This is a genomic window from Nocardia sp. NPDC127579, from assembly GCF_042672005.1.
GTDB lineage: Bacteria > Actinomycetota > Actinomycetes > Mycobacteriales > Mycobacteriaceae > Nocardia.
This window is the reverse complement of record NZ_JBHXVZ010000007.1, coordinates 217,226-241,950: the sequence shown is the minus strand read 5'-3', so window position 1 is coordinate 241,950 and position 24,725 is coordinate 217,226. Positions and strand designations below refer to the sequence as shown.

Here is a 24,725-nt window from a genome sequence, read left to right as displayed (position 1 = left end):
CGCCTGTTCATCGCCGCGGCGGGGTGATCGCTCCGCGTATTTTCGAGCCAGTGAACAACCGTCCAGTGATCCGCAGACCGGTCGGCGTCTTGTCGCTGCTCCTGTTCGTCGTAGCCGCCCTCGTGGCAGGCTGCGGCACCGACAACGGCGCACCGACCGCGGACACCGGCCGCACCGCCGCGCAGGTGACGCTCCAGCCGGGCGCCGACGCCACAGCGGTCAACCCGGCCGCTCCCGTCTCGGTCGAAGTCACCGACGGCGTGATCGACCAGGTCGCGCTGACCAACGCCAACGGCAAGCAGGTCTCGGGCGAATTCAGCCCGGACCGGCGCAAATACGCCATCACCGAGCCGCTCGGCTACGACGCGGCCTACACCTGGTCCGGTACCGCGCGCGGCGGCGACAATCAGGCGGTGCCGATCGAGGGCGGCTTCCACACGCTGACCCCGAAGGCCACCGTCGGGGCCACCTTCCAGCTCGCCGACGGCCAGCAGGTCGGCATCGGCGCGCCGATCATCCTGCAATTCCATGGCCGCGTCACCGACAAGGCCGCGGTGGAGCGCGCGCTGAAGGTCACCACCGACCCCGGCACCGAGGGCGCGTGGGCCTGGTTCCCCGACGACAGCGGCGGCTCCCGGGTGCACTGGCGGCCCAAGAACTACTGGCAGCCCGGCACCACCGTGCATGTCGCGGCCGACCTCTACGGCGTCGACTTCGGCGGCGGGCGCTACGGCGACGCCGACCTCACCTCGGATTTCACCATCGGCCGCAGCCAGATCGTGAAGGCGGACGCGCCGAGCCACCGCATCCAGGTGATCCGTGACGGCCAGGTCACCATGGATTTCGCCGCCAGCTACGGCGAGGGCAACGAGCCGCGCAATGTCACCCGGTCCGGCGTGCACATCGTCACCGAGAAGTACGAGATGGTGAAGATGTCCAACCCGCCGTACTACACCGATGTCGAAGAGCACTGGGCCGTGCGCATCTCCAACAATGGCGAGTTCATCCACGCCAACCCGGAATCCTCGGCCGCACAGGGCAATTCCAATGTCACCAACGGGTGTATCAATCTGTCCACAGCGGACGCGCGCGAATATTTCGGCACCGCGCTCTACGGTGACCCGGTCGAGGTCACCGGCACCTCGATCCCGCTGTCGGCGGCCGACGGCGACGTCTACGACTGGGCCATCCCGTGGGAGCAGTGGCAGACGATGTCGGCGGCGTCGGGCTCGGCCTAGCTCCGGCGGGCGAACCGGCCCGGATCGGCCTGATCGCGTGGCTTGACGATGATCTGGTCCAGGTTGACGTGCGGCGGTCGCGAGGCGACGAAACCGACGATCTCGGCGATATCGGCCGCGACCAGCGGGTCGATGCCGTCGTAGACCTCGGCGGCGCGGTCGGCGTCGCCGCCGAATCGGACCAGCGAGAATTCGGTCTCCACCGCGCCGGGCGCGATCTCGGTGAGCCGCACCGGCTTTCCGAGCAGTTCGCCGCGCAGGGTCCGGTGCAGCACCGCCTGCGCGTGCTTGGCGGTGGTGTAGCCGGAGCCGTTGTCGTAGGCGTGGAACGCGGCCACCGAGGTGATGGTGACGATCAGCCCGTCACCGGAGTCGATCAGTTTCGGCAGCAGCGCCTTGGTGACCCGCAGGGTGCCGAGCACATTGGTTTCCCACATCCAGCGCCAGTCGTCGAGGTCGGCCTCGGCGACGGTGGCCAGCCCCTTCGCTCCGCCCGCGTTGTTGACCAGCACCGCGACCTCGGGCACCGCCGCGCAGAACGCCGCCACCGAGTCCTCGGAGGTGACATCGAGTTCGAGCGCGGTGCCGCCGATCTCGTCGGCCAGCCGTCGCAGCCGCTGCACTCGCCGCGCCCCGACATAGACGTGATAACCCTGTTTCGCGAGTTCGCGGGCGGTCGCCTCGCCGATACCCGAACTGGCTCCGGTGACTACCGCGTTGCGAGTGCTCATGGCCACCGATAGTAGGTGCCCGGTGTTTGCCCGGCCCTCGGATGTCGCCGGGATCACCCGGGCCCGGCTGGTCCGCCGTGAGATCGGCTGGGGCGTCCGCGTATTCGGAAATCAGGAAGATCGAACGGCGGGCCGGATGCCTCCCTACCATGGTGGCGATGGCCGTCCACCCCGTGAAGGAGTTGCGTCATGCCCGTCCCAGATCTGCTGACCGCCAAGATCGCGCACGGTTTCGACCACCTCGATGTGGACGGTGACGGCCGCCTGACCGAACACGACCATGTGCTCTGCGGCCGGCGTGTGGCCGCGGCACTGGGCCACCCGGCCGGTTCGGCCGCCGAGCAGACGATCATCGACGCATACCTGACGATCTGGCGTGATCTGCATCTGCCGCACATCCCCGGCGGCGGCGACTCGATCACCAAGGAACAGTTCGTCACCTCCACCCGTACCCTCGCCGCGGACCCGGCCGCCGCGGCGGCCTCGGTCGGCGCGCTGGCCGAGGCCTTTCTCGCGATCGCCGACGCGGACGGTGACGGCACGGTCGATCCCGCCGAATTCCTCGCCTTCCAGCGCGGTCACTTTCCCGGGCTGAGCGATGCCGAGGGGGCCGAGGCGTTCGCGCATCTGGACACCGATGGCGACGGCCGGCTGTCCGCGGCAGAGTTCATCCGGGCGATCATCGAGTACTGGTCCAGCGCCGATCCCGACGCACCTGGCAACTGGTGGATGGGCCGCCCGGTATTCGCCGCCGAGGTGCCGCAACAGACCCGCGCCGGTAGCCATCAGGTCGGAATGGCCCTCGAGCTCGAGCCGTGAGCGGCCTCCGGAACTCCGGCCCCGGGTCCCGGCTGTCGGCGGGGGTTCTAGCCTGAGGGGCATGGCTATACGGGAAGCGGTCAGCGCGGACGGAACGACGATCGTCTACCAGGTGACGGGGACCGCGACCGCGCGGCCGCTGGTGCTGGTGCACGGCTGGTCGGCGAATCTGCGGTGCTGGGGTGATGCGGCCGCGGACCTCGCCGAGCGCTTCCGGGTGATCGCCGTCGATCTGCGCGGGCACGGGTATTCCGGCGTCCCGGAGTCCGGATACGACGATCCGAAGAACTGGGCCGCCGATATCGCGGCGGTGCTGGCGGCCGAGGGCATCGAGCGGGGTGCGGTGCTGCTGGGCTGGTCTTACGGCGGCATCGTGATCAGCGACTATCTCACCGCCTATGGCGTCGCCGCGGTCGCCGGGGTGATCTTCACCGGCTCGATGGCCAATATCGGCCGGGCGCCGGGCGCCGAGGTCGGTACCGCGATGGCCGCCGCGATCCCCGGCGTCTTCGAGGACAGCGCGGGCCGCGCCACCCGTGCGTTCGCGGCGTTCGGCAATGCCAATACGGGGCCGGGCGCGGACAAGGGCGTCGATGCCCAGCGGCTGTTCGGCGCCAGTCTGTCCACGCCGCCCGCGGTGCGCAAGGCGCTGTTCGTCCGTACCGTCGACAACACCGAGACCCTGCGCGCGTTGGATATTCCGGTGCTGGTGCAGCACGGCACGGCCGATCCCGTGGTGCCGATCGCCAATGGCCGCTACATCGCCGAGCAGGCGCCGCGGGCGCGCACCTCCTTCTGGGACGATGCGCAGCACGGCCTGTTCCTCGAGGATCGGACGCGCTTCGTCGCGGAAGTCACGGAGTTCGTCGAGAGCCTGTCCGGAGTCACAGGCATCGATAGCCGTTCGACCTAATAGCACAAACTTTCGAATTCAGCACCCTGAGCGGGGTGATTGTCTTCACAAAAACCATGTGATTGCAGTCACTTGCCCCGCTCGGGGCCGTCTGAGCCGGTGATCCACCGTGCACTATGGATGTGTGAGTCAACGCCCGGAGCTACGGCCGAATCGGATCGCCGTGTTGTCGGTGCACACCTCACCACTGGCCCAACCGGGCACCGGTGACGCGGGCGGAATGAACGTCTACGTGCTGCAAACCGCGCTGCAACTGGCCCGGCGCGGCATCGAAGTCGAGATCTTCACCCGCGCGACCGCATCCAATGTGCCGCCCGTGCAGGAGGCGGCGCCCGGAGTCCTGGTGCGCAACGTGGTGGCCGGTCCGTTCGAAGGCCTGGACAAGCACGATCTGCCGACCCAGCTGTGCCCCTTCACCGCCGAGGTGCTGCGCCAGGAGGCGCGGCACCTGCCCGGCTACTACGACCTGGTGCACTCGCACTACTGGCTGTCCGGACAGGTCGGCTGGCTGGCCCGGGACCGCTGGCGGGTGCCGCTCGTGCACACCGCGCACACCCTGGCGGCGGTCAAGAATCGGGCGCTCGCCGAGGGCGACTGCCCCGAACCCGCCACCCGCGAGATCGGCGAAAAGCAGATCGTCGGCGAGGCCGACCGGCTGGTCGCCAATACCGCCGAGGAGGCCCGTCAGCTGGTCGAGCTGTACGGCGCCGACGCCGACCGGATCGACATCGTACCGCCCGGCGCCGACCTCACCCGCTACCGGCCCGGCGAAAAGCGCACGGCCCGAGCCGAACTCGGCCTGCGAGCCGACGAGCAGATCGTCGCCTTCATCGGCCGCATCCAGCCGCTGAAGGCCCCCGACGTGCTGATCCGCGCCGCCGCCGTGCTGCTCGCCGCGAACCCGCGTCGGAACCTGCGCGTACTGATCGTCGGCGGCCCGTCCGGCACCGGCCTGGAGCGGCCCGATTCGCTGATCCGCCTGTCCGCCGAACTCGGCATCACCGACCACGTCACCTTCCTGCCGCCGCAGCCGCCGGACCGGCTGGTCCAGGTGTACCGGGCCGCGGATCTGGTCGCCGTGCCCAGTTACAACGAGTCCTTCGGCCTGGTCGCGATCGAGGCGCAGGCCAGCGGCACCCCTGTGCTCGCCGCCGACGTGGGCGGGCTGAGTACCGCTGTCCGCCACGGCGATACCGGTCTGCTGGTGCCCGGCCACGAGATTCCGGACTGGGCGGCCGGGCTCGGCGCGCTGCTCGACGACCCCGCCCGACTACAGCGGATGAGCGCCCGCGCGGTGCGGCACGCCGCCAATTTCTCCTGGGAGCACACCGCCGACGGGCTGCTCGCCAGCTATTCGGCCGCCCTCGGCGACTTCCACGCCGGGCTCGCGCACCGCGAGGGCCACGAGGTGCTGCTCAACGGCCTCTACGGTGTGCCGGATGATCGGGTACGGGCGCTACGCGCTAGCGTTCCCGATTCGCCGTCCTGAGCGCAGGATCCACGAGAACGGGAGTATCACGCCGATGTCGGTGCCAGCGACCGCGCAGCTCATCGAGCAGACGCTGCGCGAACGGGAAATCGAATACAGCCGCACCGGCGAGGACGTCTTCGGGGTCACCCTGCCGGGCGAGCGCAAGCTGAAGACCACGCTCATGCTGACGGTGGGCAAACACGGTGTGCGCTTGGAATCGTTCGTCTGCCGCAAACCCGACGAGAACTTCGAGGGCGTCTACAAGTTCCTGCTGCGCCGCAACCGTCGCCTCTACGGCGTCGCCTACACCTTGGACCGGGTCGGTGACATCTATCTCGTCGGCCGGATCGCCACCCACGCCGTGACCGCCGACGAACTCGACCGCGTCTTCGGTCAGGTGCTCGAGGCCGTCGACGCCGACTTCAATGTGCTGCTGGAGCTGGGTTTCGCGGAATCCATTCGCAAGGAATGGAAGTGGCGGGTCGCGCGTGGCGAATCGCTGAAGAACCTGCGGGCATTCGAACATCTGGTGGACGCCTCCGACAAGTAGGCCCGCGCCCCATATGATCCTTCGGGCCGTCGCGAACGCGGCGGGCCGAGGCCGCAGTCGGAAGTGGGGGCCGGATGACCATTCTCGCGCTCGATATCGGGGCTACGAAGATCGCCGTCGGCGTGGTCGGCGCGGACGGTATGACCCATGAGGTCGGCCGGATCCAGGTGCCGCCGACCGGCGTCTGGGAGGCCTGCCGGGAGTTGCTGCTGTCCGTCGCGGGGGACGACGACGTGCCGATCATCGGTATCGGGGCGGCCGGTCCGGTGGATGCGCCGTCCGGTTCGCTGTCGCCGCTGAACATTCCGGACTGGGCCGAGGGTTTCGCGATCGTGCCCGCGGTGAAGGAGCTGTTCCCCGCGGCCTCCGTGCGTTTCGCCATCGATGGTGTGTGTCTCGCGCTGGCCGAGCGGCATTTCGGTGCGGCCCGACAGACCCCGGACGCGCTGGCCATGACGGTGTCGTCGGGTATCGGCGGCGGCGTGATCGTCGGCGGCATGGTCGCGGTCGGGCACACCGGCAATGCCGGGCACATCGGTCATATCGTGGTGCCCGGATCGATGGATCCGTGCGCGTGCGGCGGCGTCGGTTGTGTGGAAGCCGTTGCCAGCGGGCCGTCTTCGGTGCGCTGGGCGCAGGAGCGGGGCTGGACCGGGACCACCGGTATCGAACTCGCCGAGGACGCGCAGCACGGCGACCGCATCGCCAAGGCGGCACTGCGCCGCGCCGGTATCGCGCTGGGACAGGCGATTTCGTCGGCGGCCGCGCTGCTCGATGTCGACCTGGTGGTGGTCGGCGGCGGTTTCGCGCAGGCAGGGGAGCCGCTGTGGCGGCCGATGCAGGAGGCGCTTGGCGCGCACGCCCGGATCGGATTCCTGAAGGATCTGCGGGTCGTCCCATCCGAACTCCAGGACCGCGCGACGCTGATCGGCGCCGGTCTGCTCACCGCCCTCTCTACGCCTGCCTGATCTCGGCCCGACCGGAGGTCCAAGGGGCGAAGCCCCGCAGCTGTGGGGGGTGTGGGGGGTCTCCCCCCGCGGCGGCTGCCAGAATGGCCCCCATGACGTACACCCTCGTGTTGCTGCGCCACGGCGAGAGCGAATGGAATGCCCTGAATCTGTTCACCGGCTGGGTGGATGTCCACCTGACCGACAAGGGCATCGCCGAGGGCAAGCGCGCGGGTCAGCTCATGGCCGAGCACGGTGTGCTGCCGGACGTCGTCTACACCTCGCTGCTGCGCCGCGCCATCAGCACCGCGAACAACGCGCTCGATGCCGCCGACCGGCACTGGATTCCGGTGATCCGGGATTGGCGGCTGAACGAGCGCCACTACGGCGATCTGCAGGGCAAGAACAAGGCCCAGGTCAAGGACCAGTACGGCGACGAGCAGTTCATGCTGTGGCGGCGCAGCTACGACACCCCGCCGCCGCCGATCGCCGCGGACAACGAGTACAGCCAGGAAGGCGATCCGCGCTACGACGGCATCGAGATCCCGAAGACCGAATGCCTGCTCGATGTGGTCAAGCGGATGGTCCCGTACTGGGAGTCGACTATCTCCCAGGAGTTGCGGACCGGCAAGACGGTGCTGGTGGCCGCGCACGGTAATTCGCTGCGCGCCCTGGTCAAGCACCTCGATCAGATTTCCGACGAGGACATCGCTGGCCTGAATATCCCGACCGGCATCCCGCTGGTCTACGAGCTGGACGAGAACCTGCGCCCGGTGCGCCCGGCCGCCTACCTGGATCCGGAGGCGGCGGCCGCCGGTGCGGCCGCCGTGGCCGGCCAGGGCGGCAAGTAAGACCGGAATTTCCCGCGCGAAGCGCCGTGGTCGTTGCGACCGCGGCGCTTCGGTCTTCTCTAAGATGTGACCGCCGATTCTTACCGACGAGTAGGTTCTGTATGCTTCGCCCGTTGGAAAGTCCGAGAGGTGGATCACGTTCGATGAAGTACGCGTTACGAGCCACGGTGGCCGCGGTTGCCACCGCCGTGCTCGTCCCATTCCTCACCACCGGTGCGACCGCGCACGCCGCCCCGGCCTCGGTGGGACCTGACGGCGGCGCCGCCGGCGCCGCCTGGACCGCCACCGAAGACGGGCCGCAGCAGTACCCGAATGTGAACATCCAGTGGGATGTGCCGATCACCATGAGCGACGGCACCGTCCTCAAGGCGAATCTGTACCGCCCGGCGGACGCCGCGGGTCGCCCGATCGACACCAAGACACCGACCATCGTCAACCTGACGCCCTACACCAAGCTGGTCTCCAATCTCGGTGACAGCGCAATGCAGATCCCGGGGCTGTCCGACGCGCTGATCGCGCTGTTCCGTCAGATCGATCTGTCCGGCACGCCGCTGTCCGGCGTCACGGATCTGACCAAGGCGTTCGGCGGCGGCGAACTCCGCAACTTCTCGGTCGACCGTCAGCTGATCAAGAGCGGCTACAGCCAGCTCGTCGTGGACGTGCGCGGCACCGGCTTCTCCCAGGGCACCTGGGACATGCTGCGCCAGCGCGAACAGCAGGACACCCTCGAGGTGATCGACTGGGCCTCGAAGCAGCCGTGGTCCGACGGCAAGATCGGCATGAACGGCATCTCCTACTCGGGCATCAACCAGGTGCAGGCCGCCCAGCAGCAGCCGCCCGCGCTGAAGGCGATCTTCCCGGTGGTGCCGGGCAGCGACCTGGTCCAGGACGTGCTGGCCCCCGGCACCGGCTTCGGGTTCAACTTCATCCCGCTGTGGCTGGCCGCGATCAACGGCCTGAAGTGGGTGCCGGACGTGGCCTCGATCGTGAACGGCCAATTCGACACCAAATGGCTGGCCGATCGCGCGTCCGATCCGTACACCTTCATGGATGTGCTGCTCAACGTCTACACCACCGCCAAGATCGACGATCTGGATCCGCGCGCCAAGGCGCTGCTGACCGATTCCGAAGGGCGGCGCAAGGATTGGTGGAGCGACCCGAGCAAGATCACCGTCCCGACCTTCGTCACCGGCGGCTGGCACGACCTGTTCACCTACTCCGAATCCAAGATCTACAACGAGATTCCGCTCCCGCCGGGCCAGAAGCAGCTGCTGATGGGCAACACGTACCACATCAACTCGGGTAACGAATACGGTCGGCCGGGTCTGCCGCCGCGCCTGGACGTGCTGCAGCGCGCGTGGTTCGACAAGTGGCTCAAGGGCATCGACAACGGTATCGACACCTTCGGCCCGGTGACCTTGCGGCAGCAGGGCGGCGGCTGGATCACCACCAACGGCTTCGGTTTCGGCGCGGTGAACAGCCGCGAAGCGGACGTGGAGGCCGCGCACCGCCGGCTGTATCTGTCGGCGGCGGCCAGCGGTACCGCCCAGTCGCTGTACGACGGCTCGCTCACGGCCGCCGCACCGGCGGACACCCAGCGGCTCAGTGTCGCACCGGGACTCACCACCCTGTGCTCCAACGACGCCGCGCAGGGCAGCGCGGGCGCGCTGTCGGTCATCGATGGCTGCGCGAAGGATTCGCGGGTCGCCGAGCTCAACGGATTGACCTTCACCAGCGCCCCCGTCGCGGAGGAGACCTCGGTGTCCGGTCCGATCGCGGTGCGGCTCAACACCGTTCAGGACGCGGCGGACGGCTACTGGGTGGTCACGGTGAACGATGTGGCGCCCGACGGTCAGTCCACCGTGCTGTCCTCGGGGCAGCTGATGGCGTCGATGCGTGAGATCGACGAGGCGAACAGCGCCAAGTCGGCCAATGGCGACTACACCGACCCGCGGCCGTTCACCTCGCTGGAGCGTCGTCAGCCGACGGTGCCGGGCGAGGCGACCACGCTGGATATCGCGCTGCCCGCCACCGAGGCGGTGCTGAAGCCGGGGCATCGCCTGCGCATCGACGTGTTCGCCGGGAACTTCCCCAAGGGCCTGCCGGTGCTGCCCATGCTGCTCGACACCGGCCTGAAGCCGCAGCATGTGCAGCTGGATCCGAACCGTCCGAGCTTCGTGAACATCCCACTGCGGGGTAAGCCCGGTTGGTGAGCCCGGCTCACTGAGAAACCCCGAGGCGCCTTCGTTCCCAGGAACGAAGGCGCCTTTCGCGTTGCGGTATAGGCACTTCGACGAGGTCAGGCACGCAGGTCGTGGTCGACGTCCGCGGTACCGGCTTCTCCCAGGGCATCTGGGACATCCTGCACGAACGCGAACAGCAGGAGCCCTCAGTCCTCGATCGCGAAGGCGGATTCCAGCGGCGGGAAGACCGCGCGCACATCGTGGCCGCCGAACCAGAGCCCGACGACGAACACCGAGGTGGCCTCCAGGTAGCGGGCGCGATACAGCCCGCCCGCGTGTACCGGGCTCAGTTTCAGGTCCGCGATCAAGGTGGTGACCCGCTCCAGCGCGGCGGGATCGTCACCGCAGAACGGAATGGTGAGTGTGCGCCCCTCGTAGACCTTGGTCTCGGATTCGAAGACCTCGGCCGCGAGCAGATTGAACGCCTTGACCACGTGCGCGCCGGGCACGGTGGCCGCGATCCGCTCGGCCACCGCGTCCTCGCTGAGCGGAAAAGTGGTCGGGCCGTGCGGGTTCGCGAAATCCGGTGCGAACGCGTTGGTGCAGTCGAGGAGTGTGCGTCCGGCGAGTGTGCCGGCGTGCGCGCGCAGTACCTCGTCCAACGCCGGGACCGGCAGTGCCAGCAGGACGACCTCCCCGAACGCGGCGGCCTCGGCGATGTTGCCGTCGCGCGAGCCGATCGCCGCCGCCGATTCCGCTGCCGCGGCCCGATTCCGGGCCCCGATCATGATGTCGTGCCCGGCCGCGGCCCACCCGCCGCCGAGCGCCTTGGCCATATTGCCGGCGCCGATGATTCCGATTCGCATGACTACTCCTGGTGGCTGTGCGTGGTTGTGAATGAATCCGACGTCGACGCTAGGGAATTCGATAGGCACCCCGAGGTGCGTGAGCGGGCTGGCAAGCTGGAGTCATGACAGTTCTCGCCGCCGCGCCGATCACGGCCGCGGAGGTCGACTTCCCACCGGTCGACTTCATTGCCGACTGTCCGGTCCGGATCGGTGTCGACATTCTCGGCAACTCCTGGCTACCGGTCATCGCGTACACCCTGCGGCACGGCCCGATGCGGCCCGGCGAACTGCGCACCGCCATCGGCGGCATCAGTCAGAAGATGCTGACCCAGACTCTGCGCCGCATGGAACGGCTCACCCTGGTCGACCGCCGCCGCTACGCCGAAGCGCCGCCCCGGGTGGAATACGAGCTCACCCCGGCGGGCCGAGCCCTGCTGATCCCGATCTTCGCGCTCGGCGAATGGGTCCACGAACACGGGCGGGCGGTGAGCGCGGCCCTGGCCGACACCGAAGACGACCTCGACCAACCGTCGGCGTGACACTGCTCTCATCGAGCGAGGGAGCGCCCCGCCACGGCTGCGGACACGCCGCCCGCCGGTCACGGTGAAACAACGCGTGAACGGGCAGCAAACGATGCTGGAAGACGCTATGACCTGGGAGAAACTTCACGCACCCCGCTCGGGGTAGCCGGTCGGCGACCGTACGATTCAGGTGTGAGTGTTCCGCAGGCCGTGTTTCTGGCAGTCCTGGCGGCTGTCGTAGGACTGGCAGTCGGCGGGCTACTGATCCCGTACGTGAACGCTCGCCAAGCCGCCCGGCGTCAAGCCGACTCCGGGCTCACCATGTCGCAGGTCCTCGACCTGATCGTGCTCGCCTCCGAAAGCGGAATCGCGGTGGTCGACGAGTACCGCGACGTGGTGCTGGTGAACCCGCGCGCCGAGGAACTGGGCCTGGTCCGCAACCGCCTGCTCGACGAACGAGCCTGGGCGGCCGTGGAAAAGGTGCTCGCCACCGCGGAGAGCGCGGAATTCGACCTGGCCGCCAAGCATCCGCTGCCCGGCCGCAGCCGGATCGCCGTGCGCGGCGTGGCCCGCCCGCTCTCGCCCGAGGAGACCAGCTTCACGGTCCTGTTCGCCGACGACGACTCCGAGCAGGCGCGCATGGAAGCGACCCGCCGCGACTTCGTAGCGAACGTCAGTCACGAACTCAAGACACCCGTCGGCGCGATGAGCCTGCTGGCCGAGGCCATGCTGGAATCGGCCGACGACCCGGATGCCGTGCGCCACTTCGGCGAACGAGTGCTCGGCGAATCCCGCCGCCTCGGCAAGATGGTCACCGAGTTGATCGCGCTGTCGCGGCTCCAGGGCGCGGAGAAGCTGCCCGAACTCGAGGTGGTCGACGTCGACACCGTGGTCATGCAGGCGGTGGATCGTTCCCGCACCAGCGCCGAGGCCGCGGGCATCACCGTGAGCACCGACCGGCCCAGCGGGCTCGAGGTGCTCGGCGACGAGACCCTGCTGGTGACCGCCCTGTCCAACCTGGTCGAGAACGCGATCAACTACTCACCGGCTGGCTCGCACGTGTCGGTGAGCAGGTCGCTGCGCGGCGAGCACGTCGCCATGGCGGTCACCGACCGCGGTATCGGCATCGCCAAGGAAGACCAGGAACGCGTATTCGAACGTTTCTTCCGCTCGGACAAGGCACGCTCGCGCGCCACCGGCGGTACCGGGCTCGGGCTGGCTATCGTCAAGCACGTGGCCGCCAACCACAACGGTGAGATCACCCTGTGGAGCAAACTGGGCACCGGTTCGACGTTCACATTGCGTATCCCCGCTCACCTCGAGACCGACGGCGACGACGAGACCGAGGCGAGCACGAGAGAAATCAGCCCGCGTCCCACGGGACCGGGCAGACCCAATGGTGTGGAGGCACGCAGATGACGAGTGTTCTGATCGTCGAGGATGAGGAGTCGCTGGCCGATCCGCTCGCGTTCCTGCTGCGCAAGGAGGGTTTCGAGGTGACTGTGGTGGGCGACGGGCCCTCCGCGCTCGCCGAGTTCGACCGATCCGGCGCCGATATCGTGCTGTTGGATCTGATGCTGCCCGGCATGAGCGGCACCGACGTCTGCAAGCAGCTGCGCACCCGCAGCGGCGTGCCGGTGATCATGGTGACCGCTCGTGACAGCGAGATCGACAAGGTGGTCGGCCTGGAACTGGGCGCAGACGACTACGTCACCAAACCCTATTCGGCGCGCGAGCTGATCGCCCGGATCCGCGCGGTGCTGCGCCGCGGCGCGGGCGACGAACTCGACAGTGGCAGCGAGACCGGCGTGCTGGAGGCGGGCCCGGTCCGGATGGACGTGGATCGGCACACGGTGCTGGTCAACGGCAAGCCGGTCACCCTGCCGCTCAAGGAGTTCGACCTGCTCGAATACCTGCTGCGCAATTCGGGCCGGGTGCTGACCCGCGGCCAGCTGATCGACCGGGTCTGGGGTGCCGACTACGTCGGTGACACCAAGACCCTGGACGTGCACGTCAAGCGCCTGCGCTCGAAGATCGAGGCGGATCCCGCCAAGCCGGAGCACCTGGTCACCGTGCGCGGTCTGGGTTACAAACTCGAAGCCTGAGCCGACCGGCGTCCCGGCACTGCCGGGACGCCGGTCGGGAGGATCAGGAGAGCGTGGTCCAGACCTTGCCGACGCCCGGCAGGTCCATGGTCTTCAGGTTGATCCAGCCCCAGCCGTCGTCCTGCTTGCAGTCGTAGATCGCCACGTCGGCATTGTTGCCGCGGCAGGCGATCGTCCGGTTGGTCCCGTGCGGGCTCATGATCACATGCTTGCCGTCCTTGGCCGCGTCGAAGGCGGCCTGACTGGTGACGGGAACGAATTCGGCGGTGAAATCGGCGTACGCGGCCGGGTCACCGTTCGGTTCGGCGTGCGCGGCCCCGGTCAGCGGGACGATCGTGCCGAGCGAGAGGGCGGCGATAACTAGGGCTTTCTTCATGGTCAGCCATCGAACCGCAAACAGGTGACGCCCATGTGGCCTGGAGGTTGCCGCGCGGTTCAAGCCATGCGCTGGGCGTGCACGGTCGCCGGATGGATCGCCACCAGCCCCAGGCCCTCGCGGCGCTTGCAGTGCCGGGCCAGCTCGGCGTAGGCGGGCTCGCCCAGCAATTCGGTCAGCTCGGGGGCGTAGGACTGCCAGACCGGCTTGCTCCCGACATGCGCGTCCGGCGACCCGGAGCAGTACCAGTCCAGGTCCTCGCCGCCGGAACCCCAGCCGCGGCGGTCGTATTCGGTGATCGCGGTGCGCAGGATCTGCACGCCGTCGGGGCGGTCCACCCACTCCTGGGTGCGCCGGATCGGCAGTTGCCAGCAGACATCCGGCTTCACCGTGTGCGGTTCCAGTCCGCGCCGCAGCGCCATGGTGTGCAGTGCGCAGCCGACACCGCCCGCGAAGCCGGGACGGTTCAGGAAGACGCACGCACCCTCGAAGCGGCGGGTGCGCAGCGCGGGCTCGTCGTCGAGCTCGTCGAGTTCGAGGTAGCCCTTCTTGGTCACCTTGCCGCCCGCGTTGGTGGCCGCACCCATCAGCTGCCAGTCCTCGGCCGTGAGCATCTTCACAGCCGCCTTCAAGCGGCGCTGGTCGTCGTCATCGGAGAGGAACGCGCCGTGCGAGCAACAGCCGTCGTCCGGGCGCTCGGCGATGATCCCCTGACACGCGGGCGTGCCGAACACACAGGTCCAGCGCGACAGCAGCCAGGTGAGGTCGGCCGCGATCAAGTGCTCGTCGTTTGCCGGATCGACGAACTCGATCCACTCGCGCGGGAAATCGAGATCGACTTCCGGGGTGGGATCCATTTTTCCCGCCGGTCGGGAGCGGGTGGCAGGGTTTGCGGATGCACCTTCCGTCACACTCCGCAACGCTAACAGCTCCCGTGCCGCCGCTGTAGTGAAGGCGGACCCAGTACCGTGTTCATGTGCGGCTCGGTGTGCTCGACGTGGGATCCAATACCGTCCATCTGCTGGTGGTGGACGCGCACCGTGGTGGCCACCCGATGCCCATGAGCTCGACAAAGGCCGCCTTGCGCCTGTCGGAGAACATGGACGACGCGGGCGCCATCACCGTCCAGGGGGCTGGTCGGCTGATCGACACCGTGGCCGAATTCGCCAGCATCGCCGAAACATCCGGGTGTGTCGAACTCATGCCGTTCGCCACCTCCGCGCTGCGCGAAGCCAAGAATTCCGACGAGGTCCTGACCCGGGTGCGCGCCGAGACCGGCGTCGAACTCCAGGTCCTGTCCGGTGTGGACGAAGCCAGGAACACCTTCCTGGCGGTGCGCCGCTGGTACGGCTGGAGCGCGGGCCGCATCCTGAACCTCGATATCGGCGGCGGCTCCCTGGAAATGAGCCACGGCGGCGACGAGGAGCCCGATGTCTCGCTCTCGCTGCAACTCGGCGCCGGCCGCCTGACCCGGGACTGGCTGCGCGAGGACCCACCCGGCAAGCGCCGCATCGCCGTGCTGCGCGACTGGCTCGACGCCGAACTCGTCGCTCCAGCCAAACAACTGCTCGACGCGGGCCACCCCGACCTCGCGGTCGGCACCTCCAAGACCTTCCGCTCACTGGCCCGGCTGACCGGTGCGGCACCCTCTGCCGCGGGTCCCCGGGTACGTCGTACACTCACCGCTTCGGGTCTGCGCCAGCTGATCGCGTTCATCTCGCGGATGACAGCGGCGGACCGAGCGGAACTGGAAGGCGTAAGTTCGGATCGGTCACGGCAATTGGTGGCCGGCGCGCTGGTCGCGGAGGCGAGTATGCGGGCACTTTCGCTGGAATCCCTGGAGATTTGTCCGTGGGCGCTGCGAGAAGGACTCATCCTGCGCAAACTGGATACCGATATGAACGGCGGACCGAAGGCGACGCAGCTGCCCTCCACGGGCGGCGCCGTCCTGCCGAGCGCGCTCACGGCGCCGGATTCGAACGAAGTGGTGTCTTCATGACCGATGAATCCAAACAGCTATCCGTCGCGGAGCTGCTGGCCCGCAACGGGCAGGGCGGTTCCGGCTCCGGCGGCGGTGGACGTCGTCGGCGTGGCGGCCGCGGGATCTCGGTCGCCGAGCTCAGTGGTGACCTGCCCGCTGTCGGCGGCCGCAGCAGCCACGCGGCGCCGGAACCGGAGCCACAGGCCGCCGAACCGGCCGCCTACCAGGCCCCGTACGAGCCGGCCTCGTTCGAACCGCCCGCCTACGACCCCGCGCCCTACGCGCCGGCCGCCTACGAGTCACCGGCCTTCGATCCCGTTGCCCCCGACCCGGTTTCCTATCCGCCGCAACCCCCGGGCGAGCTGCCCGGTTACTCGCCGATGTCGGGGCCGATCACGCGGTACGACCCGCTCTCGGACTACGGCGATCCGGCCACCGGGTATCAGGCGCCGGATTACCCGCAGGGGTATCAGGCTCCCGGTTACCCGGCGCCGGACCAGTTCAACCCGGCCGCGCCCGGCTACGAACCGCCGTCCCGGCACGGCGCCCCCGAATCGCCTTACGGCTCGGACCAATACGGCCAGCCCCCGGGGGCGGACGCCTATAGCCGCACGCCCTACCCGCCGGACGCCTACGGGCAGGTGCCCGCGCCGTACTCCCCGGAGGCGTACGGCCAGCCGTACGCGCCGGATTCGTTCGGCCAGGGCGCTGGGCCCTACGCGCCGGGGCAAGCGCCCGCGCCGGACCAGCTCGGGCACCCGCCCACGCCGTACGGGCCCGATGGTTTCGGTCAGGCACCCGGGCCTTATGCGCCGGATGCGCTGGGGCAGGCCCCTGCGCCGTATACGCCGGATGGATTCGCCCAGCCCTCTGGGCCGTATGTGCCGGATGGTTTCGAGCAGGGGCCGGGGCTGTACGCGCCGAATGGTTTCGAGCAAGGCCCCGGGCCGTATGCGCCGAATGGTTTCGAGCAGGGGCCGGGGCCGTATGCGCCGAATGGTTTCGAGCAGGGGCCGGGGCCGTATGCGCCAAGTGGTTTCGAGCAAGGCCCAGGGCCGTATGCATCGGATGGTTTCGGTCAGGGACCTGGTACCTACCCGTCGGAGGCCCCGGGACGGACCCCCACGCCGTATACGCCGGAGGCCTACGCACCCGACGCCAACAGCCCCTTCGGTCCGAACGCCGAACCCTATGCGGCGCCCGCGGATCCGTACGCGTATGTGCCGCCCGATCCGCCCGCCGACGAGATCGGCTCCGGTCGCACCGGCCGCCGCCGACGGTTCGAACCCGGCGACGAGGACACCGGCGCGGTCGGCCCGCCGCTGCACGAGCCGGAACCGCCGCGTGCCGATTCCGGTCGGGGTGGCCGCGCCGCGCGTCGTCGCGCCGAGGCCGAGGACATCGATACGGGGGCCTGGTCGCCGGAGGAGGATCTCGATACCGGCGGCTGGTCCCCGGACGACGACGATTCCGCGCCGCTGCCGCTGCCGTCGGAGAAACGCCGGTCTTCACGTCGGGAGAGCGGCCTGCCCGCCTGGTCGGCGCGCCGACGATCGTCGAAATCCGGCGACGCACCGGAGTCCGGCGGTATCCCCGCGGCCACTTGGTCGCTGGCCAGCCAGGATCAACAGCTGGTCTCCGGGTCCACGGTGGCCGGTGATCTGCTGCGCGACGGTGTCGAGCGCGCCGAGCGCCGCGACGCCGCGCGCGGTGGCCGGGGCCTGCGCGGCCGGTCCAAGCGCAAGGCCGAGCTCGAGGTCGATCCGGACGACGGCTACACCGATGTGCACGACCCGTTCGACGAGGACGAGGACGAGGAGCGCACCGGTGGTTTCGCCGCGCGGCTGGCCGCCGGTCGCGCCCGGTTCCTCCGTCGCTCCGAACCCGACCTCGAGGACGACGAGGACGAGGACGACCGTCCCCGCGCGCGCGGATCCCGGTCCCCGCGCCGATCCGAGCACGAGGCGAACCGCCGCCAGTGGGTGATTCTGGGCAGTCAGAGCACCGGCGCGGCCGTGGCGGGCATGCTGTTGTTCAAGGGTTTCGAGCGCATGTGGGAGATGCTCCCGTGGGTCGCGCTGGCGCTGGCCATGATCGTGATCCTCGGGCTGGTGGCGCTGGTGCGGATTCTGCGCCGGACCGACGACATTCTCAGCACGGTGATCGCCGTCGTGGTCGGCATCTTCGTCACGCTGGGCCCGCTAGCCTTTCTGCTCAGTACGAACTGAGGAGTCGCTGTGGGGCACAACGGGCAGGCGGGGGACACGCGGGCGGGCGCGGGGATCAAGGTGGGCCTGTCCACCGCCTCGGTCTATCCGGAGAACACCGAGGCGGCGTTTCGCTATGCCGCCGAAATCGGTTACGACGGTGTGGAATTGATGGTCTGGGCGGAGCCGGCCAGTCAGAGCCTGGCCGTCGTGCAGTCCTATATGCGCAAATACGAGGTGCCGGTGCTGGCGGTGCACGCGCCGTGTCTGCTGATCTCGCAACGGGTTTGGGGCTCGGACCCGGTGGCGAAGCTGGAGCGCAGTGTGCATGCCGCCGAGGCGCTGGGCGCCGACAGCGTGGTGGTGCATCCGCCGTTCCGCTGGCAGCGGCGCTACGCCGAGGGTTTCCCGGAGCAGGTGGCCGAGCTGGAGGAGCACAGCCCGGTCGTCGTCGCGGTGGAGAACATGTTTCCGATGCGCGCCGACACGCTGTTCGGCCGTGGCGCGAATTCGGCCCGCCGATTGGAGCGGCGCGGCGGACCCGGGTGGGGTGTCACGGCTTTCAGTCCGTCCTACGATCCGACCGACACGGGTTTCCGGCACTACACGCTGGATCTGTCGCATACGGCGACCGCCGGTGCCGACCCGCTCGTGCTGGCGGCCCGGATGGGTGCGGGTCTGGCGCACCTGCATCTGGCCGACGGGCGTGGCGCCGCGCACGACGAGCATCTGGTGCCGGGTGAGGGCACCCAGCCCTGTGTCGAAGTGTGCGCACAGCTGGTGCGTTCGGGTTTCGCCGGGCACGCGGTCGCGGAGATCAATACCCAGAATGCCCGCACGACGGCCGAGCGTGCGGCGATGCTGCGCCGCACTCTCGCCTTCGCTCGCGTGCACCTCAACGGCCTGACACCGGCCGCCGCAGCGCTCGAGCCGCACGCCGATCTGATCTGACGCCACGGCGTCGTCCGAAACCGGAATACGTCGGCCGCCGACGCTGGTTGTACGCTGTACGAATGCCGCGCGCCCGCGCGGCTCCCTGCGAACAGGAGTGACGATGCCGGAGCTGACCGCCGATCTGGAGGCACCGTTCAGCCGGGTGTGCGCCACCACCGAACTGGGCGCGCCCGGCCGCTACGCCGGTCATATCGACCCCACCTGGACCATCGGGAAGAAAGTGCACGGCGGGACCATGGTCGCGGGCAGCGCCGCCGCGGCCACCCGGTTCCTGCGTGCCACCGACCCCGGCCTGGCCGAGATGTCCCCGATCGCGGCCAGCTCGGACTTCCTGGGCGCACCCGAACCCGGCGAGGTGGAGTACCAGGTGTCGATCCGCAAGGTCGGCCGCCAGATCTGCCTGGCCGACGCCGAGCTGATCCAGGACGGCCGCACCTGCGTGCGCACCGCGTTCACCTTCGGTCACATCGACGACATCGACCCGCTCTACGCCTACGCGCACGCCGACATGCCCGCCGAACCGCCCGCCGACGCCATCGGCTACGGCCCCGACTCCCCGATGGGCAGCGTCGTGCACGTCGGCCAGGGCGCCGAGATCTTCATCGATCGCGAATGGGCCCGCTTCCTCGAGGGCAAGCAGGGCGAACCACGGCTGCGGCTGTGGATGCGCCCGCTCGACGGTGACCAGGCCGACCCCGAGGTGGCCACCTACTTCGCCATGATGGCGGCCGATATGAGCCCGCCGGTCCCGATGAACCTGGGTCACTTCGGCTGGGCCCCGACCGTCCAGATGACCACCTACCTGCGCCGCCGCCCCGCGCCCGGCTGGCTGCGCGTCATCGCGACCTCCCACGAGGTCGGTGGCCGCATGTTCGACGAGGACCAGCTCATCCTGGACTCCGCCGGAGCGGTAGTCGCCCAGAGCCGCCAACTGGCTCTGATGCCTATCGCCCGCTGATTCATCCCACGACGCACCGCGATTAGGGTCTAGGCCCATGACAAGAATTGCGGTGATCGGTGGAGGCCGGATCGGGGAGGCGTTGATCGCCGGTTTGCTCGAGTCCGGGCGGGCGGCCAAGGACCTGGTCGTCGTGGAGACCCATCAGGATCGCGCCGAGCTGATCGCGAGCCGGTTGGGCGTGCGGGTCACCCGTTCGGTGGCCGACGCGGCGGTGGGGGCGGATCTGCTGGTGATCGCCGTCAAGCCCGGTGATGTGGATGGCGTGCTGACCCAGCTGGGCAAGGCCGACCTCAATGGCGGCGATACCGATCAGGTGCTGGTGTCGCTGGCGGCGGGCGTGCCGACCGTGCGGCTCGAGGCCAAACTACCCGCGGGGTTCCCGGTGGTGCGGGTGATGTCGAATACCCCGATGCTGGTCGGTCAGGGCATGAGCGCGCTCGCGCCGGGTCGCTACGCGCGCGCCGAGCAGCTGGAGCTGGTGACCGAGGTGCTGTCCTCGGTGGGCAAGGTCGTGACGGTCACCGAGGCGCAGATGGACGCGGTCACCGCGGTCTCGGGTTCCGGTCCCGCCTACTTCTTCCTGGTCGTGGAGGCCATGGTGGACGCGGGTGTCGGTCTCGGCCTGACGCGCGCCGTTGCCACCCAGCTGGTGGTGCAGACAATGGTGGGCGCGGCCGCGCTGCTCGACGAGTCCGGACAGAGCCCTGAGGAGCTGCGCGCCGCGGTCACCTCGCCGGCCGGTACCACCGCCGCGGCGCTGCGGGAACTGGAGCGTGGCGGCGTGCGCTCGGCGTTCCTGGAGGCGCTGCACGCGGCCAAACACCGCTCGGTCGAGCAGGGCGCGGGGGACGGCACCGCCGCGAATTAACGCCACGCGTCCGGCGGGTGTCCGGCGGACCCCCAGCGTGTGACGCTGATTTCTCACACCCGTCGCAGTAATCCCACTGGCAACGCTAAGCTTCAAGGAGCACGTGCGTGTCTGTTCCGCCGGTGGGGAAGCCGGTGGCGCGGACGTGCCGGAGGTCAGTGGTGCAATGATGTCTAACAAGATGTCTGCTAACAGCTCAGGCTCGTCACCAGGATCGTCAGGTCCCGCGGGCAGCAGATCGAGCGGTGGGCAACCGCTGCTCGGTGGCGGCACGCAGTTCCTGACGGTCGCCGAGGTGGCGAATCTGATGCGGGTTTCGAAAATGACGGTCTACCGCCTGGTGCACTCGGGTGAATTGCCCGCGGTGCGGGTGGGCCGATCGTTTCGAGTGCACGCCAAAGCCGTGCACGACTATCTGGAAACGTCCTATTTCGACGCCGGTTGACGCCGGGTTCGGCTCGGCGTCGGGGTCCAGGTAGAAGGCGGTTTCATCGGTAGTGAGGTGCCCCGGTAGGATGAACCCTCGGTTCGTGTTCGCCTACCAGCGGCACCGCTTCGTGGTGTCCGGTGTCTGCTGGCGGCGCGGGCGCTGAAGAAGGCGTACGTGACTGGCGTGCGCGCCGAGTACTACAGAGAACGCGAGGAAACCCTATGGGTTCTGTGATCAAGAAGCGCCGCAAGCGCATGTCGAAGAAGAAGCACCGCAAGCTGCTTCGCCGCACACGTGTTCAGCGGCGCAAACTCGGCAAGTAAGCCGCCGCGCTAGCAGTCGACAGGCCCGTCACCCCCAGGGGGGTGACGGGCCTTCGGCTTTTGTGATCCGTGACAGAAATCATCGTTATCAGCAGGTAAATCGTCCCGGTGTCTCGGACGGTAGCGGTTACGCTGGAACCGCACATAATTCAACTGGGGGCCTGGTAGGTGGGATCCGGCACGGTGGGTTCGGAAGTACGAGACGGCAATTCGCCCAAGGTGGTGCTCGTGACGGGCGCCAGTCGCTTCCTCGGTGGCAACGTGGTGGCCCGGCTCGCACAGGATCCGTCCGTCGAGCGGGTGCTCGCCGTCGACACCATGACCCCGAGCCGGGAGCTGCGCCGTCGGCTGGGCCGCGCCGAGATCGTGCGCGCGGATATTCGAAACCCGTTGATTCGCAAGGTGATCGACGGCAACGAGGTCGATACCGTGGTGCACGCCGCGCTGCTGACCCGGCCGCCGGCGGGCGGAAACCGCGCGGTCATGAAAGACCACAACGTGCTCGGCGCCATGCAGCTGCTCGCGGTCTGCCAGAAAGCGCCCTCGGTGCGCCGGGTGGTGGTGCGCTCCACCTCCGCCGTATACGGGAGCAGTTCCAAGGATCCGGCCGGATTCACCGAGGAGATGAGCGCACGCACGCCGCCGCGCAGTGGATTCGCGCGCGATCTGATCGAAATCGAAGGATTCGTCCGAGGTTTGGCGCGTCGCCGCCCGGATATCTCCACCTCGATAGTGCGATTCGCGCCGATTGTCGGTCCGCGGCTGGCGGCGCGCGCGGTGCAGTATCTGCGATCGCCGGTGGCGCCCACCGTATTCGGGCGGGATGCGCGCATGCAGTTGCTGCACGAAGAGGACGCGATCGCCGCGCTCGCGCACGTCGCGAAATCGGCGCCCGGCGGCACTTTCAATATCGCGGGTGACGGCGCGCTGGCGCTGTCGCAGGCAGTGCGTCGGGCCGGTCGGCTCGAACTGCCGCTGCCTTTCCTGTTGTTCCGCACCGCGGGCCGCGCGCTGATGGGCCCGGTCATGCGGGAATTCAGCGGGGAACAGCTCGACTATTTCCATTTCGGTTGTGGCCTGGACACCACCCGGATGCGCGCGGAATTGGATTTCGTGCCGCGCTGGACCACGGTGCAGGCCTTCGACGACTTCATTGGGGGCGCAGCGTCGCGACCCGTCTTCGATCCCGCGTGGATCGATGCCGCAGAAAAGAAACTGCTCGGCCTGCTCGGGGCCGGTACGGGAGCACAATCATGAATCACGTAGCGAAGGTCATCCCACTGCACGACGCGCATTTCGAGGCCCGGCCGCGGCCGAGTGCCCGGCGCTGGCCGGCACCGGGCGCGGCGGCACCGAGCCAGGTGACGTCGCTGACCGACCGGCTGGCCGCCGCGGAACCGCCCGCGCCGCAATCGCTGTCGGATCTGCTGGTCGGGGCCCTCGGCGCCGGGATCAGCCGCGGCGCGGATTTCGCGCGCCGCCGGCTCACCGGCGACTACCGGATCGACGAGTTCGGCTTCGATGAACACCTGCTGGAATCGGTGATCCTGCCCGCACTGCGGCCGCTGTCGGAACTGTGGTTCCGCGTGCAGGTCGCCGGGATCGAGAACATTCCCGCCACCGGCGGCGCGCTGCTGGTCGCCAATCACGCCGGGACCGTGCCGCTGGACGGCCTGATGCTGCAGCTGGCCATCCACGATCACCACGCCGAGCAGCGGGCACTGCGGCTGCTCGCCGCCGACCTGATCTTCGAAACGCCGATGCTCGGGGTGCTGGCCCGCAAGGCCGGGCACACCCTGGCCTGCCGGGAGGACGCCGAAAGGCTGTTGCGCGCGGGCGAATTGACCGGCGTGTTCCCGGAGGGCTTCAAGGGGGTCGGCAAACGGTACGGCGACCGGTACAAGTTGCAGCGATTCGGGCGGGGCGGTTTCGTCGCCGCCGCGGTGCGCACCGGCGCACCGATCATCCCGGTCTCGATCGTCGGCTCCGAGGAGATCTATCCGAAGCTCGCCGATCTGAAGCCGCTGGCCCGGCTGCTCGGGCTGCCGTACTTCCCGGTCACGCCGCTGTTCCCGCATCTGGGCCCGCTCGGCGCCATCCCGCTGCCGTCCAAGTGGTATATCGAATTCGGCGAGCCGATCCCGACCACCGGCTACGACGCCGAGGCCGCGGACGACCCGATGACCATGTTCGAGGTCACCGACGAGGTGCGCGAGACGATCCAGGGGACCCTCTACAAGCTGCTCGCCAAGCGCCGCAATCCGTTCACCGGCTAGCGGTCACGGCGGCGGGTGACGGCCGCGGCGACGGCGCCGCCGGCCGCGCCCAGGGCCAGCGCCGTGGGCACGCCGATCTTCGCGGCCTTGCGCCCGGTGCGGAAATCGCGGATCTCCCAGCCCCGGTTCTTGGCCACCTCGCGCAGATCCGAGTCGGGATTGATCGCCACGGCGGTGCCGACCAGCGACAGCATCGGGACGTCGTTGTGGCTGTCGGAGTAGGCGGTGCAGCGTTTCAGGTTGAGTCCCTCGCGAATCGCCAAGGTGCGCACCGCATGCGCTTTGCCGAGGCCGTGCAGGATATCGCCGACCAGCCGCCCGGTGAACTTGCCGTCGACGCTCTCCGCGACCGTGCCCAGCGCGCCGGTCAGACCCAGGCGCTTGGCGATGACCTGGGCCAGTTCGACCGGGGTGGCCGTCACCAGCCACACCTGCTGCCCGGCGTCCAGGTGCATCTGCGCCAGCGCGCGGGTGCCCGGCCAGATCTTGTCGGCGATGATCTCGTCGTAGATCTCCTCGCCGAGCGCGGCGAGTTCGGCGGTGGGGCGACCGGCGATGAACTCCAGCGCCTTCTCCCGGCCGGAGGCCATATCGGCGCTGTTCTCCTTGCCGGTGACCCGGAACTTCACCTGCTTCCAGGCGACATCGACCAGGTCGGAGGTGTTGAAGTACTTCCGGGCGGCCAGGCCGCGCGCGAAATGCACGATCGAGGCGCCCTGCACCATGGTGTTGTCCACGTCGAAGAACGCCGCGGCGGTGAGATCGCGTGGGACCTCGAGATCGTCGGGTTCGGCCGCCAGCTCCGCGTCGTGCAGGGACAGGGCGGCGTCGGCGCTGGCCTCACCGGCCAGATTGGCGCGCACCTCTTCCTCGCTGGGCCCGAACGGGCTGCGCGGGAATCGGGTGAGCTGATCGTGCAGGCTTTGCCCGAGCCGACCCTGATTCCACCTGACCGGGAATTCGCCGAAGCGCCCCGCGATGAATCCGGTCTTTTCGACCTTCTCTCGTTCCGGCACCAGTACCTCCGCCCGTAGCGCGAACCAGGTCCACCCTAACCGGCGGCGGCGACATCGAACGGAAGGTCGGCCCGCGGTGTGAGCTCAGCGCCCGGAGGCGGCAGCCTGCGTAACCGTGTAGGGCGTCGTGAACACCGCCAATGGTCGCAGCGATTT

The 24,725-nt window shown here is 68.9% G+C and carries 24 protein-coding genes and 1 pseudogene; 20 read left to right on the top strand and 5 right to left on the bottom strand.

Features of this window, described 5'->3' with window-relative positions; genetic code table 11:
- The first annotated feature begins 50 nt into the window (after nucleotides 1-50).
- On the top strand, nucleotides 51-1,238 hold the full coding sequence (locus ACFVMC_RS23905; protein ID WP_379213627.1) for an Ig-like domain-containing protein: 1,188 nt from the start codon (nucleotides 51-53) through the stop codon (nucleotides 1,236-1,238).
- Here ACFVMC_RS23905 and ACFVMC_RS23900 read toward each other — a convergent pair.
- Nucleotides 1,235-1,969, bottom strand: a complete 735-nt coding sequence (locus tag ACFVMC_RS23900) for an SDR family NAD(P)-dependent oxidoreductase (protein WP_379213625.1) — start codon at nucleotides 1,967-1,969, stop codon at nucleotides 1,235-1,237. The genes ACFVMC_RS23905 and ACFVMC_RS23900 overlap by 4 nt on opposite strands.
- Before the next feature lie 189 nt (nucleotides 1,970-2,158).
- Here ACFVMC_RS23900 and ACFVMC_RS23895 point away from each other — a divergent pair, with 189 nt between their 5' ends.
- The 7 genes from ACFVMC_RS23895 (at nucleotide 2,159) to ACFVMC_RS23865 (ending at nucleotide 9,733) form a co-directional block, all read left to right on the top strand.
- The gene (locus ACFVMC_RS23895) at nucleotides 2,159-2,788 is read left to right on the top strand and encodes an EF-hand domain-containing protein (protein WP_379213623.1); all 630 of its coding nucleotides are present in this window, start codon (nucleotides 2,159-2,161) and stop codon (nucleotides 2,786-2,788) included.
- Between the two features lie 61 nt (nucleotides 2,789-2,849).
- Nucleotides 2,850-3,701, top strand: coding sequence for an alpha/beta fold hydrolase (locus ACFVMC_RS23890; RefSeq protein WP_379213621.1), 852 nt, complete (start codon nucleotides 2,850-2,852; stop codon nucleotides 3,699-3,701).
- A 124-nt stretch (nucleotides 3,702-3,825) separates the two neighbouring features.
- Nucleotides 3,826-5,190, top strand: coding sequence for a D-inositol-3-phosphate glycosyltransferase (gene mshA / locus ACFVMC_RS23885; protein WP_379213619.1), 1,365 nt, complete (start codon nucleotides 3,826-3,828; stop codon nucleotides 5,188-5,190).
- A 34-nt stretch (nucleotides 5,191-5,224) separates the two neighbouring features.
- Nucleotides 5,225-5,722 carry a YbjN domain-containing protein gene (locus tag ACFVMC_RS23880; protein WP_379213617.1) on the top strand — a complete coding sequence of 166 codons (498 nt, stop codon included), beginning with the start codon at nucleotides 5,225-5,227 and terminating at the stop codon, nucleotides 5,720-5,722.
- 74 nt (nucleotides 5,723-5,796) lie between these two features.
- Nucleotides 5,797-6,690 carry an ROK family protein gene (locus ACFVMC_RS23875; protein WP_379213616.1) on the top strand — a complete coding sequence of 298 codons (894 nt, stop codon included), beginning with the start codon at nucleotides 5,797-5,799 and terminating at the stop codon, nucleotides 6,688-6,690.
- Between the two features lie 92 nt (nucleotides 6,691-6,782).
- A complete protein-coding gene (locus ACFVMC_RS23870; RefSeq protein WP_379213614.1) occupies nucleotides 6,783-7,520 on the top strand; it encodes a phosphoglyceromutase in 738 nt (245 codons plus the stop codon).
- Nucleotides 7,521-7,663: 143 nt separating this feature from the next.
- The gene (locus ACFVMC_RS23865) at nucleotides 7,664-9,733 is read left to right on the top strand and encodes a CocE/NonD family hydrolase (protein WP_379213613.1); all 2,070 of its coding nucleotides are present in this window, start codon (nucleotides 7,664-7,666) and stop codon (nucleotides 9,731-9,733) included.
- 176 nt (nucleotides 9,734-9,909) lie between these two features.
- Here the strand turns inward: ACFVMC_RS23865 and ACFVMC_RS23860 are convergent, their stop codons facing one another.
- Nucleotides 9,910-10,569, bottom strand: a complete 660-nt coding sequence (locus tag ACFVMC_RS23860) for an NADPH-dependent F420 reductase (RefSeq protein ID WP_379213611.1) — start codon at nucleotides 10,567-10,569, stop codon at nucleotides 9,910-9,912.
- 104 nt (nucleotides 10,570-10,673) lie between these two features.
- On the opposite strand from ACFVMC_RS23860, the gene ACFVMC_RS23855 reads away from it, so the two are divergent.
- The 3 genes from ACFVMC_RS23855 (at nucleotide 10,674) to ACFVMC_RS23845 (ending at nucleotide 13,177) form a co-directional block, all read left to right on the top strand.
- A complete protein-coding gene (locus ACFVMC_RS23855) occupies nucleotides 10,674-11,090 on the top strand; it encodes a winged helix-turn-helix transcriptional regulator (protein ID WP_379213609.1) in 417 nt (138 codons plus the stop codon).
- Between the two features lie 174 nt (nucleotides 11,091-11,264).
- Complete coding sequence (locus ACFVMC_RS23850; RefSeq protein ID WP_379213607.1) at nucleotides 11,265-12,491, top strand: sensor histidine kinase; 1,227 nt, start codon at nucleotides 11,265-11,267, stop codon at nucleotides 12,489-12,491.
- Nucleotides 12,488-13,177, top strand: coding sequence for a response regulator transcription factor (locus ACFVMC_RS23845; RefSeq protein ID WP_194816147.1), 690 nt, complete (start codon nucleotides 12,488-12,490; stop codon nucleotides 13,175-13,177). The genes ACFVMC_RS23850 and ACFVMC_RS23845 overlap by 4 nt, the downstream gene beginning before the upstream one ends.
- A gap of 43 nt (nucleotides 13,178-13,220) precedes the next feature.
- Here ACFVMC_RS23845 and ACFVMC_RS23840 read toward each other — a convergent pair whose 3' ends face one another.
- Nucleotides 13,221-13,553 carry a hypothetical protein gene (locus ACFVMC_RS23840; RefSeq protein ID WP_379213605.1) on the bottom strand — a complete coding sequence of 111 codons (333 nt, stop codon included), beginning with the start codon at nucleotides 13,551-13,553 and terminating at the stop codon, nucleotides 13,221-13,223.
- A 59-nt stretch (nucleotides 13,554-13,612) separates the two neighbouring features.
- A complete protein-coding gene (locus tag ACFVMC_RS23835) occupies nucleotides 13,613-14,410 on the bottom strand; it encodes a hypothetical protein (RefSeq protein WP_379213603.1) in 798 nt (265 codons plus the stop codon).
- 119 nt (nucleotides 14,411-14,529) lie between these two features.
- On the opposite strand from ACFVMC_RS23835, the gene ACFVMC_RS23830 reads away from it, so the two are divergent.
- The 9 genes and pseudogenes from ACFVMC_RS23830 to ACFVMC_RS23790 all read left to right on the top strand — a co-directional run bounded on the left by ACFVMC_RS23830 (nucleotide 14,530) and on the right by ACFVMC_RS23790 (nucleotide 23,553).
- The gene (locus tag ACFVMC_RS23830; RefSeq protein WP_379213601.1) at nucleotides 14,530-15,552 is read left to right on the top strand and encodes a hypothetical protein; all 1,023 of its coding nucleotides are present in this window, start codon (nucleotides 14,530-14,532) and stop codon (nucleotides 15,550-15,552) included.
- A gap of 1,991 nt (nucleotides 15,553-17,543) precedes the next feature.
- Nucleotides 17,544-17,762, top strand: a pseudogene (locus tag ACFVMC_RS23825) (hypothetical protein); the annotation flags it as partial.
- Between the two features lie 9 nt (nucleotides 17,763-17,771).
- On the top strand, nucleotides 17,772-18,692 hold the full coding sequence (locus ACFVMC_RS23820; RefSeq protein ID WP_379213599.1) for a sugar phosphate isomerase/epimerase family protein: 921 nt from the start codon (nucleotides 17,772-17,774) through the stop codon (nucleotides 18,690-18,692).
- Between the two features lie 103 nt (nucleotides 18,693-18,795).
- Nucleotides 18,796-19,653, top strand: a complete 858-nt coding sequence (locus tag ACFVMC_RS23815; protein ID WP_379213598.1) for a thioesterase family protein — start codon at nucleotides 18,796-18,798, stop codon at nucleotides 19,651-19,653.
- A 37-nt stretch (nucleotides 19,654-19,690) separates the two neighbouring features.
- Nucleotides 19,691-20,524 (top strand): pyrroline-5-carboxylate reductase, encoded by an 834-nt coding sequence (proC, locus tag ACFVMC_RS23810; RefSeq protein ID WP_379213596.1) that lies wholly within the window; start codon nucleotides 19,691-19,693, stop codon nucleotides 20,522-20,524.
- Between the two features lie 181 nt (nucleotides 20,525-20,705).
- A complete protein-coding gene (locus ACFVMC_RS23805; RefSeq protein ID WP_379213594.1) occupies nucleotides 20,706-20,969 on the top strand; it encodes a helix-turn-helix domain-containing protein in 264 nt (87 codons plus the stop codon).
- Between the two features lie 206 nt (nucleotides 20,970-21,175).
- Nucleotides 21,176-21,277: a 30S ribosomal protein bS22 gene (locus tag ACFVMC_RS23800; RefSeq protein ID WP_003402602.1), complete on the top strand. Its 102-nt coding sequence runs from the start codon at nucleotides 21,176-21,178 to the stop codon at nucleotides 21,275-21,277.
- 222 nt (nucleotides 21,278-21,499) lie between these two features.
- Complete coding sequence (locus tag ACFVMC_RS23795; protein WP_379214075.1) at nucleotides 21,500-22,534, top strand: NAD-dependent epimerase/dehydratase family protein; 1,035 nt, start codon at nucleotides 21,500-21,502, stop codon at nucleotides 22,532-22,534.
- Nucleotides 22,531-23,553, top strand: a complete 1,023-nt coding sequence (locus tag ACFVMC_RS23790) for a lysophospholipid acyltransferase family protein (RefSeq protein ID WP_379213592.1) — start codon at nucleotides 22,531-22,533, stop codon at nucleotides 23,551-23,553. The genes ACFVMC_RS23795 and ACFVMC_RS23790 overlap by 4 nt, the downstream gene beginning before the upstream one ends.
- On the opposite strand, the gene ACFVMC_RS23785 is transcribed toward ACFVMC_RS23790, so the two are convergent.
- Nucleotides 23,550-24,473: an HAD family hydrolase gene (locus ACFVMC_RS23785; RefSeq protein ID WP_379214073.1), complete on the bottom strand. Its 924-nt coding sequence runs from the start codon at nucleotides 24,471-24,473 to the stop codon at nucleotides 23,550-23,552. The genes ACFVMC_RS23790 and ACFVMC_RS23785 overlap by 4 nt on opposite strands.
- Between the last annotated feature and the right edge of the window lie 252 nt (nucleotides 24,474-24,725).

Excerpts from the sequence above, each read along its gene's own strand:
- ACFVMC_RS23805 (WP_379213594.1), top strand. The coding sequence starts at position 20,706 with ATGTCTGCTAACAGCTCAGGCTCGTCACCAGGATCGTCAGGTCCCGCG.
- ACFVMC_RS23855 (WP_379213609.1), top strand. The coding sequence starts at position 10,674 with ATGACAGTTCTCGCCGCCGCGCCGATCACGGCCGCGGAGGTCGACTTC.
- ACFVMC_RS23865 (WP_379213613.1), top strand. The coding sequence starts at position 7,664 with ATGAAGTACGCGTTACGAGCCACGGTGGCCGCGGTTGCCACCGCCGTG.
- ACFVMC_RS23835 (WP_379213603.1), bottom strand. The coding sequence starts at position 14,410 with ATGGATCCCACCCCGGAAGTCGATCTCGATTTCCCGCGCGAGTGGATC.
- ACFVMC_RS23890 (WP_379213621.1), top strand. The coding sequence starts at position 2,850 with ATGGCTATACGGGAAGCGGTCAGCGCGGACGGAACGACGATCGTCTAC.
- proC (WP_379213596.1), top strand. The coding sequence starts at position 19,691 with ATGACAAGAATTGCGGTGATCGGTGGAGGCCGGATCGGGGAGGCGTTG.
- ACFVMC_RS23840 (WP_379213605.1), bottom strand. The coding sequence starts at position 13,553 with ATGAAGAAAGCCCTAGTTATCGCCGCCCTCTCGCTCGGCACGATCGTC.
- ACFVMC_RS23845 (WP_194816147.1), top strand. The coding sequence starts at position 12,488 with ATGACGAGTGTTCTGATCGTCGAGGATGAGGAGTCGCTGGCCGATCCG.
- ACFVMC_RS23875 (WP_379213616.1), top strand. The coding sequence starts at position 5,797 with ATGACCATTCTCGCGCTCGATATCGGGGCTACGAAGATCGCCGTCGGC.
- ACFVMC_RS23800 (WP_003402602.1), top strand. The coding sequence starts at position 21,176 with ATGGGTTCTGTGATCAAGAAGCGCCGCAAGCGCATGTCGAAGAAGAAG.
- ACFVMC_RS23880 (WP_379213617.1), top strand. The coding sequence starts at position 5,225 with ATGTCGGTGCCAGCGACCGCGCAGCTCATCGAGCAGACGCTGCGCGAA.
- ACFVMC_RS23815 (WP_379213598.1), top strand. The coding sequence starts at position 18,796 with ATGCCGGAGCTGACCGCCGATCTGGAGGCACCGTTCAGCCGGGTGTGC.
- ACFVMC_RS23860 (WP_379213611.1), bottom strand. The coding sequence starts at position 10,569 with ATGCGAATCGGAATCATCGGCGCCGGCAATATGGCCAAGGCGCTCGGC.
- ACFVMC_RS23900 (WP_379213625.1), bottom strand. The coding sequence starts at position 1,969 with ATGAGCACTCGCAACGCGGTAGTCACCGGAGCCAGTTCGGGTATCGGC.
- ACFVMC_RS23895 (WP_379213623.1), top strand. The coding sequence starts at position 2,159 with ATGCCCGTCCCAGATCTGCTGACCGCCAAGATCGCGCACGGTTTCGAC.
- ACFVMC_RS23870 (WP_379213614.1), top strand. The coding sequence starts at position 6,783 with ATGACGTACACCCTCGTGTTGCTGCGCCACGGCGAGAGCGAATGGAAT.
- ACFVMC_RS23790 (WP_379213592.1), top strand. The coding sequence starts at position 22,531 with ATGAATCACGTAGCGAAGGTCATCCCACTGCACGACGCGCATTTCGAG.